At 72.6% G+C, this 17232-nt stretch carries 15 protein-coding genes; 8 read left to right on the top strand and 7 right to left on the bottom strand.

Features of this window, described 5'->3' with window-relative positions:
• Positions 1-166: 166 nt before the first annotated feature.
• Genes AB0O01_RS30290 through AB0O01_RS30270 form a run of 5 tightly spaced genes read left to right on the top strand, consistent with a single transcriptional unit; the run spans position 167 to position 6142 of the window.
• A complete protein-coding gene (locus AB0O01_RS30290; protein WP_365318293.1) occupies positions 167-3262 on the top strand; it encodes a nitrate- and nitrite sensing domain-containing protein in 3096 nt (1031 codons plus the stop codon).
• Positions 3259-3807 (top strand): roadblock/LC7 domain-containing protein, encoded by a 549-nt coding sequence (locus AB0O01_RS30285; protein WP_365318291.1) that lies wholly within the window; start codon positions 3259-3261, stop codon positions 3805-3807. Before AB0O01_RS30290 ends, AB0O01_RS30285 begins: the two co-directional genes overlap by 4 nt.
• Positions 3804-4223, top strand: coding sequence for a DUF742 domain-containing protein (locus tag AB0O01_RS30280; RefSeq protein ID WP_365318290.1), 420 nt, complete (start codon positions 3804-3806; stop codon positions 4221-4223). Before AB0O01_RS30285 ends, AB0O01_RS30280 begins: the two co-directional genes overlap by 4 nt.
• Positions 4204-4845, top strand: coding sequence for an ATP/GTP-binding protein (locus tag AB0O01_RS30275; protein ID WP_365318288.1), 642 nt, complete (start codon positions 4204-4206; stop codon positions 4843-4845). The genes AB0O01_RS30280 and AB0O01_RS30275 overlap by 20 nt, the downstream gene beginning before the upstream one ends.
• 46 nt (positions 4846-4891) lie before the next feature.
• Complete coding sequence (locus tag AB0O01_RS30270; RefSeq protein ID WP_365318286.1) at positions 4892-6142, top strand: styrene monooxygenase/indole monooxygenase family protein; 1251 nt, start codon at positions 4892-4894, stop codon at positions 6140-6142.
• 41 nt (positions 6143-6183) lie between these two features.
• Here AB0O01_RS30270 and AB0O01_RS30265 read toward each other — a convergent pair whose 3' ends face one another.
• The 5 genes from AB0O01_RS30265 to AB0O01_RS30245 all read right to left on the bottom strand — a co-directional run bounded on the left by AB0O01_RS30265 (position 6184) and on the right by AB0O01_RS30245 (position 10410).
• Positions 6184-7311 carry an NlpC/P60 family protein gene (locus tag AB0O01_RS30265; protein WP_365318284.1) on the bottom strand — a complete coding sequence of 376 codons (1128 nt, stop codon included), beginning with the start codon at positions 7309-7311 and terminating at the stop codon, positions 6184-6186.
• A gap of 139 nt (positions 7312-7450) precedes the next feature.
• Positions 7451-7747 (bottom strand): hypothetical protein, encoded by a 297-nt coding sequence (locus AB0O01_RS30260; protein ID WP_365318283.1) that lies wholly within the window; start codon positions 7745-7747, stop codon positions 7451-7453.
• On the bottom strand, positions 7744-8433 hold the full coding sequence (locus tag AB0O01_RS30255; protein WP_365318281.1) for a TetR/AcrR family transcriptional regulator: 690 nt from the start codon (positions 8431-8433) through the stop codon (positions 7744-7746). The genes AB0O01_RS30260 and AB0O01_RS30255 overlap by 4 nt, the downstream gene beginning before the upstream one ends.
• Before the next feature lie 88 nt (positions 8434-8521).
• Complete coding sequence (locus AB0O01_RS30250; protein WP_365318279.1) at positions 8522-9196, bottom strand: response regulator transcription factor; 675 nt, start codon at positions 9194-9196, stop codon at positions 8522-8524.
• Positions 9193-10410, bottom strand: a complete 1218-nt coding sequence (locus AB0O01_RS30245) for a histidine kinase (RefSeq protein ID WP_365318278.1) — start codon at positions 10408-10410, stop codon at positions 9193-9195. Before AB0O01_RS30245 ends, AB0O01_RS30250 begins: the two co-directional genes overlap by 4 nt.
• Before the next feature lie 262 nt (positions 10411-10672).
• On the opposite strand from AB0O01_RS30245, the gene AB0O01_RS30240 reads away from it, so the two are divergent.
• Positions 10673-12853 carry an MMPL family transporter gene (locus AB0O01_RS30240; RefSeq protein WP_365318276.1) on the top strand — a complete coding sequence of 727 codons (2181 nt, stop codon included), beginning with the start codon at positions 10673-10675 and terminating at the stop codon, positions 12851-12853.
• Positions 12854-12959: 106 nt separating this feature from the next.
• Here the strand turns inward: AB0O01_RS30240 and AB0O01_RS30235 are convergent, their stop codons facing one another.
• Positions 12960-13937, bottom strand: a complete 978-nt coding sequence (locus AB0O01_RS30235) for a diiron oxygenase (protein WP_365318274.1) — start codon at positions 13935-13937, stop codon at positions 12960-12962.
• 184 nt (positions 13938-14121) lie between these two features.
• Between AB0O01_RS30235 and AB0O01_RS30230 the strand changes: the two genes are divergently transcribed.
• On the top strand, positions 14122-15288 hold the full coding sequence (locus tag AB0O01_RS30230; protein ID WP_365318273.1) for a ferritin-like domain-containing protein: 1167 nt from the start codon (positions 14122-14124) through the stop codon (positions 15286-15288).
• A gap of 97 nt (positions 15289-15385) precedes the next feature.
• Complete coding sequence (locus AB0O01_RS30225) at positions 15386-16369, top strand: hypothetical protein (protein WP_365318271.1); 984 nt, start codon at positions 15386-15388, stop codon at positions 16367-16369.
• An 82-nt stretch (positions 16370-16451) separates the two neighbouring features.
• Here AB0O01_RS30225 and AB0O01_RS30220 read toward each other — a convergent pair whose 3' ends face one another.
• Positions 16452-17177: a hypothetical protein gene (locus AB0O01_RS30220; protein WP_365318269.1), complete on the bottom strand. Its 726-nt coding sequence runs from the start codon at positions 17175-17177 to the stop codon at positions 16452-16454.
• Positions 17178-17232 lie beyond the last annotated feature (55 nt).

The raw sequence follows: 17232 nt of genomic DNA, 5'->3' as shown, positions 1-17232 counted from the left end.
CCTCCGATGTTCACTCCTTCGGGTGGCGGGTCCGATGATGCGCGACCACCACCCAGCGGCACTGGGAGGGTCGGTCACCGAAACCGGGTGAGGTCGCACCAGTTGCACCGAAATGACGGACGATTGACGGAACGTCACCCGGCCCCTTGGGTACAGCGAGTCAGGAATGCGAGCACCGGTGCAGAAGAAGCGGCTTCGGCGCGCAGGCAAGCGGACGGCCCCCACGGGAGGCCCGCACCACACGCCCGGCACCACCGCCGGGGCACCGACGGGCCCCTCCGGCCTCTCCGGCCCCTCTGGTCCGGCCACCGCCCCGGCGGCCACCCCGCCCGGGGGCCCCTCCGCCGCCCCCTCGATAGTCCCCTCCGCCCTTCCCCCCGCCGCCCCGCCCGTGGGACGCGGGCGCCCCACCCATGTCCGCAACCGGCTGATCATCGCGGTGACCGTGGTCGCCGCGGCCATCGCCGCCGCGGGCACCCCCGCGGTGCTCGCCGCCTCCGGTCAGCTCAGTGACACCCAGGACCTGGTGGTCCTGGCCGGGCAGGCGCAGAGCGCCCTCACCCTCGCCCACTCGCTCGCCGACGAACGCGACGAGGTCACCTCCTTCGTCGCGGCCGGGCGCCCCGAGTCCAAGGCCCCGAACGAGCAGCACAGCGTCCGGGTCGACCGCCAGGTCTCCGAACTGCGCGCCGACCCCGACATCCCGGCCGGTCTGCGCGCCGACCTCGACGCCGTCGCCACCGTCCGCCGCTCCGCCCTCACCGGCAAGAGCGGCGCCCTCGAAGCCCACCAGGCGTACTCCCACGCCATCGCCGAACTCCACCGCCTCGCCGAGGACCTCGCCGAACAACAGCCCCCCCGGGCCGGTTCCGGCGCCCACGCCCTCGCCGACCTGGACACCGCCGTCCAGCAGGCCGCCGCCACCCGGGGCCTGCTGCTGGCCGCGCTCAGCGTGCCGACCACCACCGAGACCACCTACGACCCGATCACCGGGCTGGCCACCGAGACCACCGTCTCCTCCGAGGCCGACACCAAGGTCCGCGACGCGCTCACCGCCGCCGCCCAGCAGGCCCGGCTGCGCTCCGACGCCGCCCTCGCCGGCTTTCGCGAGACCGCCCCGGACAGCGCCAAGTCCTCCTACGACTCCACCCTCACCGGCACCGAGGTCAACGACGCCGACCAGTACCTCGCCGACCTCACCGGCAGTTCCTCCTTCGGCGACGCCGAACTCGGCACCGACCCCCAGGAACTGGACGCCGCCCTCTCCGCCCGGATCGAGCTGATGCGCGGCGTCGAATCCGCCCTCTACGAACGCCGCACCACCGCGCTGGAGACCCTCCGCGACGACGATGTCACCGCGCTGGAGATCCGCGTCGCCCTGCTCGGCGCGCTGATGCTGCTCGCCGTCGGTATCGCCACCGCCATGGCCCGCACCCTCACCCGCCCGCTCGCCGTGCTGCGCCTCGGTTCCGCCCGGCTCGCCGAGGCCGAGGACCCGCGGGCCGCCGAGGCCGTGAAGTTCACCGGCCGCAACGACGAGTTCGCCCGGGTCGTCCGGTCCGTCAACGCCCTGCACGCCCAGGCCGTCGCCCTGCACGAGCGGATCGCCACCCTGGAGTCCGACCGCAAGCACCTGGTCGCCCAGCGCCAGCGGATGGCCGACGCCCGCGAACAGCTCCGCGGCGAACTCGACGAGTCCTTGGCCGCGCTGGAGCGGCTGCGCGGCAGCATCGGCGGCACCTTCGTCAACCTCTCCCTGCGCACCCTCGGCCTGGTGGAGCGTCAGCTCGCCGTCATCGAGGCACTGGAGGAGCGCGAGGACGACCCCGACCGGCTCGCCACCCTCTTCAAGCTCGACCACTTCGCCACCGTCATGCGCCGGCACAGCGAGAACCTCCTCGTCCTCGCCGGTACCGAGCACGTCCAGCACACCGCGGGACCGGTCCCGCTGGTCGATGTCGTCCGCGCCGCCGTCAGCGAGATCGAGCGCTACGAGCGCATCCGCATCGCCGCGCTGCCGCCGCACGCCCAGCTCGCCGGGTTCGCCGCCGACGACCTCTCCCATCTGCTGGCCGAACTCATGGAGAACGCCACCACGGTCTCCCCGCCCGAGATCCCCGTCGAGGTCTCCGGCTGGCTGCTGGAGAACGGCGAGGTGATGCTCTCCGTGCAGGACGAGGGCATCGGCATGACCGAGGAGCGGATGACCCGGCTCAACGCCCGGCTCGGCGCGTTCGACCCCGAGTCGCCCTATGAGCGCGAGGGCGACGACGGCCTCGGGCTCGGGCTGTACGTGGTGGCCCGGCTCGCCCAGCGCCACCAGGTGCGGGTGCAGTTGCGCGACCAGAAGCAGGGCGGGATCGCCGCGGTCGTCGTCCTGCCCAAGTCGCTGCTGGTGACCGGTGGCCCGGCCGCCGTACCGGCCCCCGCGCCCGCCGTCGACGCCACCGGCACCTTCACCCTGCCCGGCGCCGACGCCGAGGCCAACTCCAACAGGCTGCACGGCCGCTCCGGCGCCCAGGACCCGCTGGTCGCCCTCGCCGAGAAGGCGGTGGCGGCGGCCCACCCGGAGGAGGTGCGGGCACCGGAACCGGAACCGGAGCCGGTACAGGGATCGGTACCGGAACCGGGTGTTCCCGCCGACCCCGAGCCCGGCTCCGACCCCGAGCCCGCACCCGAGCGCCATGCGGAGCCCGCACCCGAGCCCCTGCCCGTCCGCAAGGTCGCCCGGCAGCCCAGCCCCGCCGAGACCACGATGGAGCTGCTGGCCCCGGAACCCCTGGACGACCCCTCGGAACCGGAGCCGGAACCGGAGCCCTTCGAGCCGGTATCGGTACCGGCCCAGGGAGCTGTCGCCCCAGGAGCCGTCGCCCCAGGAGCCGTCGCCCCAGTAGCTGTCGCCCCAGTGGCCGTCGCCGCCCCGGACCCCTACGCCATAGGCCCCGACACCCATGAGCGCGCCCCCGACGAGCGCCCTCACGCCGAGCCGGAGGAGGCCGTCACCGAGAAGGGGCTGCCCAAGCGCACCCCCCGCATCAGCGCGCCCCAGGCCGCGCCGCGCCCCCGCGTCTCCTCCGTGGACGCCGAGGCACTGCGCCGCAGGCTGGGCGGCTTCCGCCGGGGCGCCGAGGCCGGACTGCGGGACGTCCGGGCGGAGATCGCCGAGGAGACGGCCCGGACCAGGGCCGCGCACGCCGTACCCACCGCACACGCGGAAGCCGAAGAATCCACGGGGGGAACTGTCGAGGAGGCAAGCAGTTGACCGCGCCCAGTACGTTCGGACTGAGCAGTGAGGCCCGCAATCTGCACTGGCTGCTGACCAACCTCGTCGAGGAGGTGCCCGGCATCCTCTCCGTCGCGGTGGTCTCCTCGGACGGGTTGCTGCTGCTCTCCTCCGACCCCGGGAGAATCGCGGCGGCCCGCGAGACGCGCGAGGAGCGGCCCACCGGGCCGCGCGGCTCCTCCGCCGACCTCGCCACCATCGTCTCCGGTATCGGCAGCCTCACCCTCGGGGCGGCCAAGGTGCTGGACTACGGCGGGGTCAAGCACACGATGATCGCGATGGAGGAGGGCAGCCTCTTCGTGATGTCGATCAGTGACGGCTCGCTGCTCGGCGTCCATGGCTCCGCCGCCTGCGACATGAGCGTCGTCGCCTACCACATGGCGCTCTTCGTGGGCCGCGCCGGACATGTGCTGACCCCGGAACTCCGCACCGAGCTGCGCAAGTCCCTGGAGCCGGACTCGGAGCCGGAGAAGGAGCCCGCCGGGGTGTCCCGGGCGGCCGGACCGGCGGAGGGTGAGCGATGAGCGACGGCGGACCCCAGAAACTCCCGGTGCGCGGCGGGGACCGCAAACCCGCCCGGGTCCGGCCCTACTCGCTCACCGGCGGCCGGACCCGCTTCGGCCATGTCCTCCTGGTCGAGACCTTCGTGGCGACCACGGCCGCCCTGGAGGCCCCCGAGGAGCGCAAGGAACTGACCAACGGCTCGATGGCCCGGGTCATGCCGGAGATGCGGGCCATCGTCGAACTGTGCCGCAGGATGCGCACGGTGGCCGAGATCGCCGCACTGCTGAAGATGCCCCTGGGCGTGGTCCGGGTGCTCCTCAGCGACCTCGCGGACCAGGGAAAGATCCATGTGTACGGGACCGGGACCGGCCATGGCACGGGCCGCCCCGAGCGCGCGCTGCTGGAAAGGGTGCTGAGTGGACTCCGTCGTCTCTGACGCCGCCGCCTCGGGCGTCATCCCGCTCGTCGACGACGACGACAACCTCCGGTCCTGGCAGACGGACCACAGCCGGGCCCCCATCGCCACCAAGATCGTGGTGGCCGGGGGGTTCGGGGTCGGCAAGACCACCCTGGTCACCGCGGTCTCGGAGATCCCTCCGCTGATGACCGAGGCGCTGATGACCGAGGCCAGCGAGGAGACCGACGACCTCTCGGCCACCCCCGGCAAGCTCACCACCACCGTCGCCATGGACTACGGCCGGATCACGCTGGACGACGATCTGGTGCTGTACCTCTTCGGCACCCCGGGCCAGCAGCGCTTCTGGTTCATGTGGGACGACCTGGTGCGCGGCGCGGTCGGTGCCGTCGTGCTGGCCGACACCCGGCGGCTGAAGGACTGCTTCCCGGCCCTCGACTACTTCGAGAGCTGCGGACTGCCGTATGTCGTCGCGGTCAACCACTTCGACGCCAGTGAGATGTTCGCACCGGAGGATGTGCGGGAAGCGTTGACGATCCCGTCCCACATCCCTGTAATGATCATGGATGCGCGGCGCCGGATCTCAGTGATCGAGACCCTTCTGGCTCTCGTCGGCCACGCGCTGGACGAAACACCCGAGTAGACCGGCCTGCCACCCCTCAGGCCCGACCCAGGGAGCCAGCACCCCTATGCGGAAGATACTCGTCGTCGGAGCCGGCCAGTCCGGACTCCAGCTCGCCCTCGGCCTCCAGTCGCACGGGTACGAGGTGACACTGATGTCCAACCGGACCGCCGACGAGATCCGCGCCGGCCGGGTCATGTCGACACAGTGCATGTTCCACACCGCGCTCCAGCACGAGCGCGATCTCCAGCTCAACTTCTGGGAGTCCCAGGCCCCCCGTATCGAGGGCCTCGGGGTCTCCGTCGCCGCCCCCGGCTCGCACGACCCCGGCCCCACCCAGCGGATCATCGACTGGCTCGGCAGGCTCGACGGCCACGCCCAGTCCGTCGACCAGCGGGTCAAGATGGCCGGCTGGATGGAGACCTTCGCCCAGCGCGGCGGCCAGCTCGTCATCCACGGCGCGGCCGTCGGCGACCTCGACTACTTCTCCCGCGCCTACGACCTGGTGCTGGTCTCGGCCGGCAAGGGCGAACTGGTCCAGATGTTCGGCCGGGACGCCGCCCGCTCCCCCTACCGCGAGCCGCAGCGCGCGCTGGCCGTCACCTACGTCCACGGCCTGGGCCCCCGCCCCGAGCACCCCGACACCGAAGCGGTCCGCTGCAACCTCGTCCCCGGCGTCGGCGAACTCTTCGTCATGCCGACCTTCACCACCTCCGGCCGCGCCGACATCCTCTTCTGGGAGGGCATACCCGGCGGCCCCCTGGACGCCTTCCAGGGCATCAAGGACCCCGCCGAACATCTCTCCCTCACCCTGGAGCTGATGGAGCGGTTCACGCCGTGGGAGTACGCGCGGGCCACCAAGGCCGAGCTGACGGACGCGGGCGGCACGCTCTCCGGGCGCTACGCCCCGACGGTCCGCAACCCCGTCGGGCAGCTTCCCGGCGGCGGGTTCGTCCTCGGGGTCGCCGATGTCGTCGTCGCCAACGACCCGATCACCGGGCAGGGCTCCAACTCCGCCGCCAAGTGCGCGGCCTCCTATCTCGCGTCCATCCTGGAACGCGGGGAGAAGGAGTTCGACGAGGCGTGGATGCGGGCGACGTTCGAGCGGTACTGGGAGACCGCGCGGCATGTCACCAAGTGGACCAACGCGATGCTGGCGCCGCCGCCGGAGCATGTGCTGAACCTGATCGGGGCGGCGGGGGGGATTCCGGCGGTGGGGGATCGCTTCGCGAATGGCTTTGATGACCCCTCGGACTTTGAGAACTTCTTCTATGAGCCGGAGAAGACTGAGGCGTATCTGGCTTCGCTGAGTGGGTGAGTGCGGGTTCGTCGTGGCTGGTCGCGCAGTTCCCCGCGCCCCTAGACGTTGTTGTAGCCCTCGTCCGAGCCATCCTCGGCGTTGTCGGGGAGGGTCGGTGGAGTGTACGTAGGCATCGGCGGTGCCCCCGGGTCCGGGCGGACCGCGCCCAGGATGGGGTTCGCGGCGATGGGGGAGACCTTGATCGTCGCGCCGGGGCGGGGGGCCTGGACGACCTTGCCGTCGCCCAGGTAGAGCGCCACATGCGTGGCCTCGGGGAAGTAGACCACCAGGTCGCCGGGGCGCAGGTGGTCCAGCGGGACGCGGTCCAACCGGGCCCACTGCTCCTGGCTGGTCCGGGGGATCGTGGTCCCGGCGTCCGCCCACGCCTCGGAGGTCAGCCCGGAGCAGTCGTAGCTGTCCGGGCCCTCCGCCCCCCACTCGTACGGCTTGCCCACCTGCTCCACCGCGTAGCGCAGGGCCCGTTCGCCCTGGGCGGTCGGGTTCTTCGCCGTGCTGCTCAGGGCGCCCGACGCCATGAACGTGTCCTGGGACTTCCGGGCGTCCTCCGCTTCGAGGGCGGTCAGGGCGGTGAGCTGTTCCGCGGTGAGGGACGCGAGGAGCTTCTCCACCGCGTCCAGCCTGCCGGTGACCTCGTCGCGCTGCTTCTGCTGCTTGTGCGCGAGGGCGCGCTGTGTGTCCAGGGCGGTGCGGGCGCGGCGGGCCAGGGCGTCCGCCTTGCGCTCGCCGCCGGTCAGCCGGTTCACCGTCGCGGCCCGCTCCCGCGCCACCTGGCCGATGACATGCCCCTGGTCCACCGCCCGCCAGGGGTCCCGGGCCAGCAGTAGATGGAGGTAGGGGGAGAGGTCCGTCGTGGACTGGTACTGCTGGCGGGCCAGTCGGCCGGCCGCGGTGCGGCTGTCGTGCAGGGAGGCGCGGGCGCGGGCGAGGGCGGTGTCCAGACGGCCGGCCTCGGCGCGCTGCTTCGTGAGCTGCTCCTCGGTGGCGTTGTAGGTCTCGGTGGCCTTCTCGGCCTCCCGGTAGAGGCGCTGAAGGTCCGTCAGGAGGGCGGCGACGGTGGGGGTGCCGTCGGTACCGTCGTCGGTGCCGGCGTCCGGTGGGGTGGTCGCGGCGAGGGTGGAGAGGGCGCAGACCGCCGTACAGGCCAGTCGCAGAAGCCTTCCTGACATGTCATCACCTCCGGTGCGGGGAGGTGTCTCCGCCCCGCATCGCGAGGATGCGGCGGGGTGGTGGGGTGCGCGCGCGGGGTGGGCGGGATGGCGTAACGGGGTCACCCGGGGTGGGGACGCGTGGGAGGGGGGCACCGGGTCACCCGGGGCCGGGGCCGGTTCCGTTCGGTCGGTCCGGCTTGGTCCATGGCCACTTCGGGCGGGACGCCGGCCTCCCCTCGGGGGCGTACACGTACTTCCAGCGGTCGCGCATCCCGACCTTGCCGCTGGGGGAGCGGGGGGTACGCAGGTACACGAGGACGGTCGGCTCGCCCCCGGCGGGGTCGGGGACCGGGACGCGGTACGTCTTCGGCGGGTGCCCGGTGATCCCGAGCAGCACCGGCAGCACCCGGCCGTCCAGGGGGCCGCCCTCGAATGGGGTGTCTTCGCTCTTCACGGCACCAGTGTTCCGCCTTTCTCGGCGCCGGTGTCATCATCCGCCCCGGCGGCGAGCGCGCCGAGCAGGTCCGCCGTCTGCGGGTCGCGTCCGGCGGTGACGCCGAGCATCGCCACGAACTGTTCCACCAGCCAGTCCCGCAGCTCGGTCACCGGCGGCTGCTTCCCCTCGTCCAGCCAGATCAGGGAGGCCGCCTCCACGGCCGTGATCCACATCCGGACGGTCATCCGCAGTCGGGGGCCCGGGTCCGGGGCGGCGAGGTGGTCGAGGATGTGCCGGGCGGCGGCCCGGCGTACGCCGTCCACGATGGCCGTCGTCCGGGAGGTCTCCACCACGCTGCCGCCCTGGAGGAGGGCGCTGAAGCCGGTGTCGTGGCCGTCGACGAAGGCGAGGTAGCGGTCCAGGGCGCGGGCGAGGCGGGCGAGGAGGGGGCCGACCCGGGGTTCGTCGAAGCACTGCTCCAGCTCGTCGGCGGCGGAGCGGAGGGCGGCCTCGTAGAGCTGCTGCTTGCCGCCGGGGAAGTAGCGGTGGACCAGGGGGCGGGAGACACCGGCCGCCTCGGCGACATCGTCGAGGGAGACGTCCTCGGGGGCGCGGAGGGCGAAGAGGGTGAGGGCGGCGGTGAGGAGTTGGGCTCTGCGGGCCTCTACGCTCAGTCGTTTGTAGGCGGGGGCGGTGGGGGGCATGGGTCGAGGGTAGTCGGGTGGGTGCGGGGGTGGATGTGGCTGGTCGCGCAGTTCCGCGGGCCCCTGGGGTGCCTTGGGCCCCCGGCGGCTACGAGGTGCCGTTGCCTGCCCTCACCAAGCCCGACTCGTACGCCACGATCACCGCCTGGGCGCGGTCGCGGACGCCGAGCTTGGCGAAGACGTTGGTGACATGGTTCTTGACGGTCTGGACGCCGATGGCCAGGGTCGTCGCGATCTCGGTGTTGTCCAGGCCCGAGGCGATCAGGCGCAGGATCTCCGTCTCGCGGGCGGTGAGGCCGGTCAGGTCGGCGGTGAGCTGGGGGGCGCTGACGAAGGTGGCGATCAGCCGGGTCAGCAGGCGGGGGGCGACCACGGCCTCGCCGGAGCGGACCGTGCGCAGGGCTGCCGCCAGTTCCTCGGGGGAGACGTCCTTGGGCAGGAAGCCGGACGCGCCCGCGCGCAGGGCGCGGATCACATACTCGTCCATGTCGAAGGTGCTCAGGGCGAGGACATGGATGCCGGGCAGCTCGGCGACCAGGCGTTCGGTGGCGCTGACGCCGTCCAGGACCGGCATCCGGATGTCCATCAGCACGACGGCGGGGCGCAGCTTGTGGGCGGCCTCGACGGCCTCCTCTCCGTTGCCCGCCTCGCCGACCACCTCGATGTCGGGGGCCGCCCGCAGGATGAGGGAGAGGCCGGTGCGGACGAGGGGCTGGTCGTCGGCGATCAGTACGGTCAGGGGGTCGGTCACCGGGTGCGTCACGAGGCGGGGTCTCTCTCGGCGGCTCGGGGGTACGGGGGTGACAGCGGCAGGGTCGCCGTCACCAGGAACCCGCCCTCCGCGCGGGGGCCGGCCTCCAGTGAGCCCCCGTGGACCGCGACGCGTTCCCTCATTCCCAGCAGACCATACCCGCCCCCGACCAGCGACGATGCACGGCGGGGGTGGGGGTGGGGGTGGCCGTCGTCGGTGATGGTCACGGTGAGGTGGTCGGGGCCGTAGTCGAGGTGGACCTCGGCGGTGGCGTCCCCGGCGTGCTTGCGGGTGTTGGTCAGGGCCTCCTGGACGATCCGGTAGACGGTGAGGCCGCTGGTGGCGGGCAGCGGGGCCGCGGGCGGGGTGCCGGTGGTGCGGAGCTTGGTGGGCAGACCGGCGGCGGTGACGCTGTCGACCAGGTGGCGCAGGTCGGTGATGCCGGGCTGGGGCTCGTTGGGCGCTTCGGGGGCGTCGTCGCCGCGCAGCACGCCCAGTAGGGTGCGCATCTCGCCGAGCGCCTCCCGGGCGGAGGACTCCAGGGTGACCAGGGCCTCGCGGGAGGCGTCCGGGTCGTGGTCCAGCACGGTGCGGGCGCCGCCGGACATCAGATACATGGTGGTGATGTGGTGGGCCACCACATCGTGGAGTTCGCGGGCGATGCGGCGGCGCTCGTCGGTGACCGCGCGCTCGGCGAGCAGCCGCCGGGTCAGCGCGGTCTGGCGGCGCCACTGGTTCACCCACAGCGCGGCCAGCACGACCACCATCAGCCCGAAGGCGTCGCCGAGGACCTCCAGCAGCGGGGCACCACCGGCGAGCGCCCGCACCGCGGCCGAGGCCAGCGCCAGGGCCACGCACCAGGCGACCGTGGCCCTGGGCGCCGTACGGACGACTCCGTAGAGGGCGAGGAAGACGGCGAACCCGAGGCCCTGGACCATCGGCACGAACAGCCCGGCCGCGGTCTGCACGGCGAGCAGCGCCAGCAGGGTCCGGACCGGATGGTCACGCCGGGTGAGCAGGAGCAGCGGGGCGAGGGCGACCACGACGACACCGGCCGCCGTCACCTCGTTCCGCTCGATGCTGGTGGCGATGTAGTCGAGGAGTTCGAAGGCGATGACGAAGAGGATCAGGAGGTCGTTGCGGAGCCAGCCGAGCGCGGGGGAGGCGAGGCCGCGCTGCCCGGCGTCGGCGGTGTACCAGCGCCAGGCGCGGACGTGGTGCTTCATGGGGGTTTCTCCGGGCGGGCGCGGTGGTGGCGGTGACTACGGTGACGGGCATGGGGCTGCCCCCTCCCATACGACCACGAGCCGGGCGTCAGCCCCTCCTCACCCCGCAGGATCACCGCCCAGTACCCGGGTCCTGGGTACCGGGCGGGCATGACCGGGGTCCGGGTCCGGGTTCGGTCCCGTGCAGGACGTCCGGGGGGTCCTGGGGCTGATGAGCTGGAGACATCCCCCGACCCCGTCTCCGGAAGAGGCCCTGACCACCATGATCCGCAGTCTGACCTCGTTCGCCGCGCGCCGCCGCTGGCTGACGATCGCCGTCTGGGCGGTGCTGGGCATCGCCCTGTCGCTGCTCGGCCAGTCGTTGATGTTCAAGGCCACCGACTCCCAGCCGGGGGACTTCCTCCCCAAGGGGTACGACTCCGCCGCCGCGCTGAGCATCGCCGAGGACGAGTTCGGCGAGAAGCCGGACGCCAACGCCGCGACCGTGCTGGTGGCGCGGGCCGACGGCGGGAAGCTGACCGGCGCCGACCGGGAGCGGATCGCCGCGATCACCGCCGAGCTGCGGGAGCGGCGGATCGAGGCGCCGAAGCCGGAGATGCCGCTGATGGAGGACCACTCGCAGCGGCCGGACTTCGGCCCGGGGGCGACGGCGCCCGACGGCACCTTCCAGCTCCTGACCGTCTCCCTCACCGGGAACATGAACGACCCGGCGCTCCAGGAGGTGTACCGGGACGTCCGGGACACCGCGGTGGACGAGTTCGGGCAGGCCGGGCTGCGGGCCGGGTTCACCGGCGGGATCGCGTCGACGGCCGACACCGTCGAGGCGGGTGAGCACCGCGAGGCGCTGATCGCCGGGCTGACCATGGGCCTGATCGTGCTGCTGAACGTCCTGGTGTTCCGCAGTGTGCTGGCCGCGCTGCTGCCGCTGATCGCCTGCACGCTGATCGGCGGGGTGGCGATGGGCGCGGTGGCGGGGACGGCGGTCCTCTTCGACATCCCCCTCGACGCGTCCGTCCCCTCCCTGATCAGCGTCATCCTCCTCGGCATAGGCATCGACTACTTCCTCTTCCTCCTGTTCCGCTTCCGCGAGGAACTGCGGGCCCACCCGGAGCGGAGCGCGCGGGAGGCGGCGGCGGTGACCGCCGGGAAGGTGGGCGGCGCGATCACGTCCGCCGGGCTGACGATCGTCGCGGCGTTCGCCACCCTCGGGGTCGCGAGCTTCGGCCAGTTCCGGGTGCTGGGCCCGTCCATCGCGGTCTCGGTGCTGGTGATGCTGCTGGCCAGCCTGACCCTGATGCCGGCGCTGCTGGCGGTCACCGGGCAGCGGATGTTCTGGCCGTCGAAGGCGTGGCGGGTGGAGCGGAGCGGCGGCGTCGCGGCCCGGCTCGGCGACTCGGTCACCCGGCACCCCGTCCGCTACATCCTCGCGAGCCTGGCCCTGCTGGGCGCGCTGACGGCGGGCGCGGCGGGCGTCCGGATGAGCTACGACATGCCGGAGCAGGACCGCACGGACGCGGTACGGGTGTCCGAGGAGATCGGCCGGGCGATGCCCGCCGGGGCGACGGACCCGCACACGGTGTACGTGAAGGGGGACGGCCCCCTGGAGAAGGGCGCGGTCGACGCGCTCGCGGGCGCGCTGGGCAAGACGGAGGGCGTCGGCCAGGTGCTGCCCGCCGCCTACGACGAGGACGGCTCGGCGGCGCGTATCGGCGTCGTACTGAAGGTCGCGTCGGACACGTCCGAGGCGCGGGACCTGGTGTCCGGCCCGGTGCGGGCGGCTGTCGCCGAGCACGAGCCGAACGGCGCGGAGGCCCACATCACGGGTACGGCGGCGGTCTACGCGGACATCTCCGAGGCCGTGGACAAGGATCTGCGCCTGGTGTTCCCGATCGCGGCGGCGCTGATCGCCCTGATCCTGTTCCTGCTCCTGCGTTCCGTGGTGGCGCCGCTGGTGCTGCTGGTGGCGGTGGGCCTCGGCTTCGCGGCGACGCTGGGGGCGGCGACGTTGGTCTTCCAGCACGGCCTGGACCGCGCGGGCGTCACCTTCACGCTCCCTCTCGTCCTCTTCCTCTTCGTGGTCGCCCTCGGCACGGACTACAACATCCTGATCAGTGACCGCATCCGTGAGGAGATGGCGGCGGGCCGCCGGGTCACGGTCCGGGCGGCGGTAGCGAAGGCCGTCCGGCACACGGCACCGGCGATCACGACGGCGGGCGTGGTGCTGGCGGGTTCGTTCGCGAGCCTGATCGCCAACCCGGCCAACCAGGAGGTCGGCTTCTCGACGGCGCTGGGCATCCTGCTGTCGGCGCTGGTGCTGTCGCTGGTGCTGGTGCCGGCGCTGGCGGTGGTGTTCGGCCGGGGCATGTGGTGGCCGAGCAAGCGCCGTCCGGCGGAGGTTGTGGAGACCGAGCGGGTGCCGGTGGGGGTGGGTGCGGGGAGGTAGGGGGTAGTGGGGGCGCGGGGTGGGTGCGGCTGGGTGGTGGCTGGTCGCGCCCACGCGGCGGAGCCGCATATCGACACGGCCCCGCGCCCCTTGTGGGCGTCCCCACCTACCCCACCAACCCCGAAGCCCGCCACAGCCTCCGCCCCACCCCCCGCAGCACCCCGATCTCGTCCAGGAACTCCGTCAAGCGGCGTGCCCCCGTCTGCATCACCTCGCGGCGGTGGCCGCTGGCCCGTACCTGGGCGACCGCCTCCCTCCGGTCCAGGCCGACGTTCGGGTAGACCTCCGGATTCACGAACGCCACTGAGAAGACGCGGGCGAACTCGCCGGACGTGACCCGGGTGAACTCCTGCGACCAGCGCGGAGCCGTCACCATCTGGCGCCGCAACTCCTCCCGCGCGTACCGCACATGCCGGGCCTCCTCCACCACATGGATCCGGGTCACCCCGCGCACCAGGGGCTGGACCCGCTCGTCGGGGAAGGTCAGCCGCTGCATCCAGTCCAGGACCTCCTCGCCCAGCAGGGTCGCCGTGAAGGAGCCGGGCGTGGTGGAGACGGTCTTGAAGAGGCGGCCCAGGTTCTGGTGGGTGCGGCTCACCGGGTACCAGGGGGTGTCACCCCGGGCGATCAGCCGGGCGAACATCTTCGAGTGCCGGCACTCGTCCTCGATCTCGGTCAGCGCGTACCGCACATGCGCGCTCGTCGCCGCCTTGTCGTAGATGTGCCGCACCAGCAGTTGCATCAGGATGATCTCGAACCAGATCCCCAGCGACGCCAGCGCCGCCGCCTCGTGCCGGGAGAGCAGGATGCGCTGCTCCTCGCTCATCCGGTGCCACATCGGCGTCCCGTACAGGGACACCAGCTCCGGGGGCCAGAACCACTTCCCGTCCTCTAAGGGGGCGTCCCAGTCGAGTTCCGTGTCCGGGTCGAAGGAGTGCTTCGCGGCGGAGGCCAGCAGCCGTTCCGCCACCTGCTCGCGGTCCTTGAGCAGGCCCAGCGCGTCCCGCAGCCCGTCGACCGCGCCGGAGGCGTCCGCGTCCGCACGGGCAGGGGCATGGGGATCGGGGTCGGTGGGGGGTGTCATCTTCGGTGTCCCGCCTCGTCGTCAGCAGACATGTGTTACCCGGGGTCACCTCTTATGAGACTGTGCGTCAGCAAGGGCGTCAAGAGCCCGGACCGCGGTGGTTGTCACACCACCCGCGTCACCTGCCTCACTTGTTCCCGGGCGCTCTTGTTGCCGCCTCGGCGGCCATGTGAATCTGCGGAGTATGTCGACCTTCGACCTGTATGCCACCGCCCCCGACGACCCCCACTGGCAGATCCCCGCCACCGGCACCGCCCGCTTCTCCTGGGAGTACGACGCCGGCCGCGAACGCCTCCTCGCCCTCTACCAGAAGGGCAAGGACAAACAGTGGGACGGCAACCGGCGGATCGACTGGACCGCCGAGGTCGACCCCTACGATCCCCTCGGCACCCCGGACGAGGCCATCGCCGCGTACGGATCCCCGTACTGGACGAAAATGAGCGAGCGTGAGCGCGGCGAACTGCGGCGGCACTACGCCTCCTGGCAGCTCAGCCAGTTCCTCCACGGTGAGCAGGGGGCGATGGTGTGCGCGTCGCGCATCGTGGAGTCCGTGCCCGATCTCGACGCCAAGTTCTACTCCGCGACCCAGGCCATGGACGAGGCCCGGCACGCCGAGATCTACGGCCGCTTCCTGCACGAGAAGGTCGGGCTCCTCTACCCCGTCAACCCCCATCTCCAGGCCCTCCTCGGCGACACCCTGCGCGACCGGCGCTGGGACATGCCCTACCTCGGGATGCAGGTGCTCATCGAGGGCCTCGCCCTCGCCGCGTTCGGCATGATCCGCGACACCACCAACCAGCCCCTCCCGAAACAGATCCTCGCCTATGTCATGCAGGACGAGGCCCGCCATGTGGCCTTCGGCCGGATGGCCCTGCGCGACTACTACCGCCAGCTCACCGACGCCGAACTGCGCGAGCGCGAGGAGTTCGTGATCGAGGGGTGCTATCTGATGCGGGACCGGCTGAGCGGGGTCGAGGTGCTGGAGAACTTCGGCATCCCGCGCGCCGACGCCCAGGCCCTCAGCGAACGCTCCGAGTATCTCGCCCTGTTCCGCACCCTGCTCTTCAGCCGGATCGTCCCCTGCGTCAAGGACATCGGCCTGTGGGGCCCCCGCCTCCAGCAGGCGTACGTCGACATGGGCGTCCTGGAGCTGGGCGACGCCGACCTCGACGCCCTGATGCGCCAGGACGAGGAGATCGCCGAACAACTGGACGAGGAACGGTTCGCGGCGGAGGAGCGGGAGCGGGTGGGGGAGGTCGCGGAGGCCATTGAGGTGGGGGAGGCCGTGGAGCGGGGGGAGGTCGGGGAGGGGGACGAGGTCATCGGGGCCGGGGAGGCCGACGCCGCCTGACCGGTGCCGGTGCCCGTACGGGTGCCGGTACCCGCGGAGCGCCCCCCTCCGCTCCCGACCGCCGCTGGCCCCCGTATCCGTGCAGTACCTTTCCGCTGTGTCCATACCACCGCAGAACCCTTACGGCCAGCAGCCGACACCTGACAATCCCTACGGTCAGCCCCCGCCGCCCGGCAGCCCCTACGGCCAGCAGCCCCCAGTTGGTGATCCGTACGGCCAGCAGCCGCCGTCCGACAATCCGTACGGCCAGCCCCCGTCGCCGGGCCACGCCTACGGCCAGCCCCCGCCCCAGCCCCCCGGCGCCTACCCGCAGCCCCCGGCCTACGGGGACCAGCCCTACGGCCAGCCGACCCCACCCCCGCCCCCGCAAGGCGGCTACGGCCAACCGCAGCAGCCCTGGGGCGCTCCCCCGATGGGCCCGCCCGCCCCGCCGCCCAGGAAGAAGCGGACCGCGCTGATCCTCGGGATCGTCGGCGGGGTCGTGGCGCTGGTCGTGGTCGTCGTGGCCGGGCTCGCGCTGATCGGCAACGAGGTGGTCGAGGACGCCTTCCCCGAGGCCGAGTACCAACTCACCCTGCCGCAGACCCTCCTGGACGACACCTACGAACTGTCCGAGGACATGTCCGACACCCAGGGCCGGGCCATCGAGGACGAGGCCGAGGGCGCCTGGGATGCCAAGGACGCCACCGCCGTCGTCGCCACCTACAGCCTCGGCGGCGACGAGGCCGCCGGCACCCTGATCGTCTCCGGGATGTACGGGCGCTTCCTGAGCGTCGACGCGAACCGCGACAACATGATGGACGGCGCCGCCGCGGCCGACGGCATGGAGGTCGCCGTACCGCCCCAGGACTTCACCCCGGGCGACTCCGGCATCACGATCACCTGCGAGGTCCTCACCCAGACCTCGATGGGCACCGAGATGTCCATCCCCACCTGCGGCTGGATGGACGGCAACACCGGCGCCACGGTCGCCGAGGTGACCCCCGAACTCATCGCCACGGCCCCCGAGGACGTGGACCTGGAGGCGGCTGCGGCCTCCGCCCTCAAGATCCGCGAGGAGATGCGCCGGCCGATCGGCTGACGCCCCGGAGTACCAAGACCCTCACCCGGGGGGTACCAAGACCCTCACCGGGGGAGTACCGAACCCCTCACCCGGCCTCGCCTCACCCCCCGAAGTCCTCCATCAGCGTGGCGATCAGGGCGAGCAGTGTCTCCGCCCGCCGCCGGTCCTCCGACCTCGCGCGCAGTGTCTCGTGGGCACCGCGCAGTTGGGCCAGGGCGGCGGGCTCCCGGTCCTCCACCGCGTACAGCAGGGGCGCGGTGGTCAGGTCCAGGCACTCGGTGAGCAGCGCGCGGGTGGCCGGGGCCGGCGGGGCCGGATCGTCGGCCAGCCAGCGGGCCGGGTCGGTGAGGGTCCACCCCGCGAACGCACCGCCCCGGACGAGCAGCGCCACCCCGGGGGCGATCCCCACCCGGGCGTCGAGCGGCCCGGCCAGGACCTCCCGGTCGCGCACCCCGGCCAGCACCGCGTCCCCCGGAGCACGGCACAGCAGCGTCGCCGGTTCCAGCCGGAAGTCCCGCTCGTCGTCCGCCCGCAGCCCGCCCGGCACGGCCGCCGCCGCCCCGGCCGGATCCCAGCCCCCCTCGGACTCCTCCGGCACCGCGAACGCGGCCCCGGCCAGCCCGCGGTCCCCCCGCCGGAAGCGCAGTACGTCCGGGGTGTCCCAGAGCACGTCCTGACTCCCGAAGGTGCCCGCGAGGAACCGCTCCCGCTCCCCGGGACCGTCGTAGGGCGCGACGACCAGTTCCGTGCCGGTGAAACGCGGGGTGAGGGGGAGGGGGCGGTCGGTCAGGGTGGCCTGGTGGCCGGGGGCGAGCGTCACTCTCATGGCGGTCAGGTTGCCTCGATCCATCCATTGGTCGATCGGTCGATCAGGTTGATCA

It is taken from the genome of Streptomyces sp. NPDC093252 (assembly GCF_040683675.1).
In the GTDB taxonomy this organism is placed as follows: Bacteria; Actinomycetota; Actinomycetes; order Streptomycetales; family Streptomycetaceae; genus Streptomyces.
The sequence above is the reverse complement of the archived record's forward strand: the minus strand, read 5'-3'. Positions and strand labels throughout refer to the sequence as shown.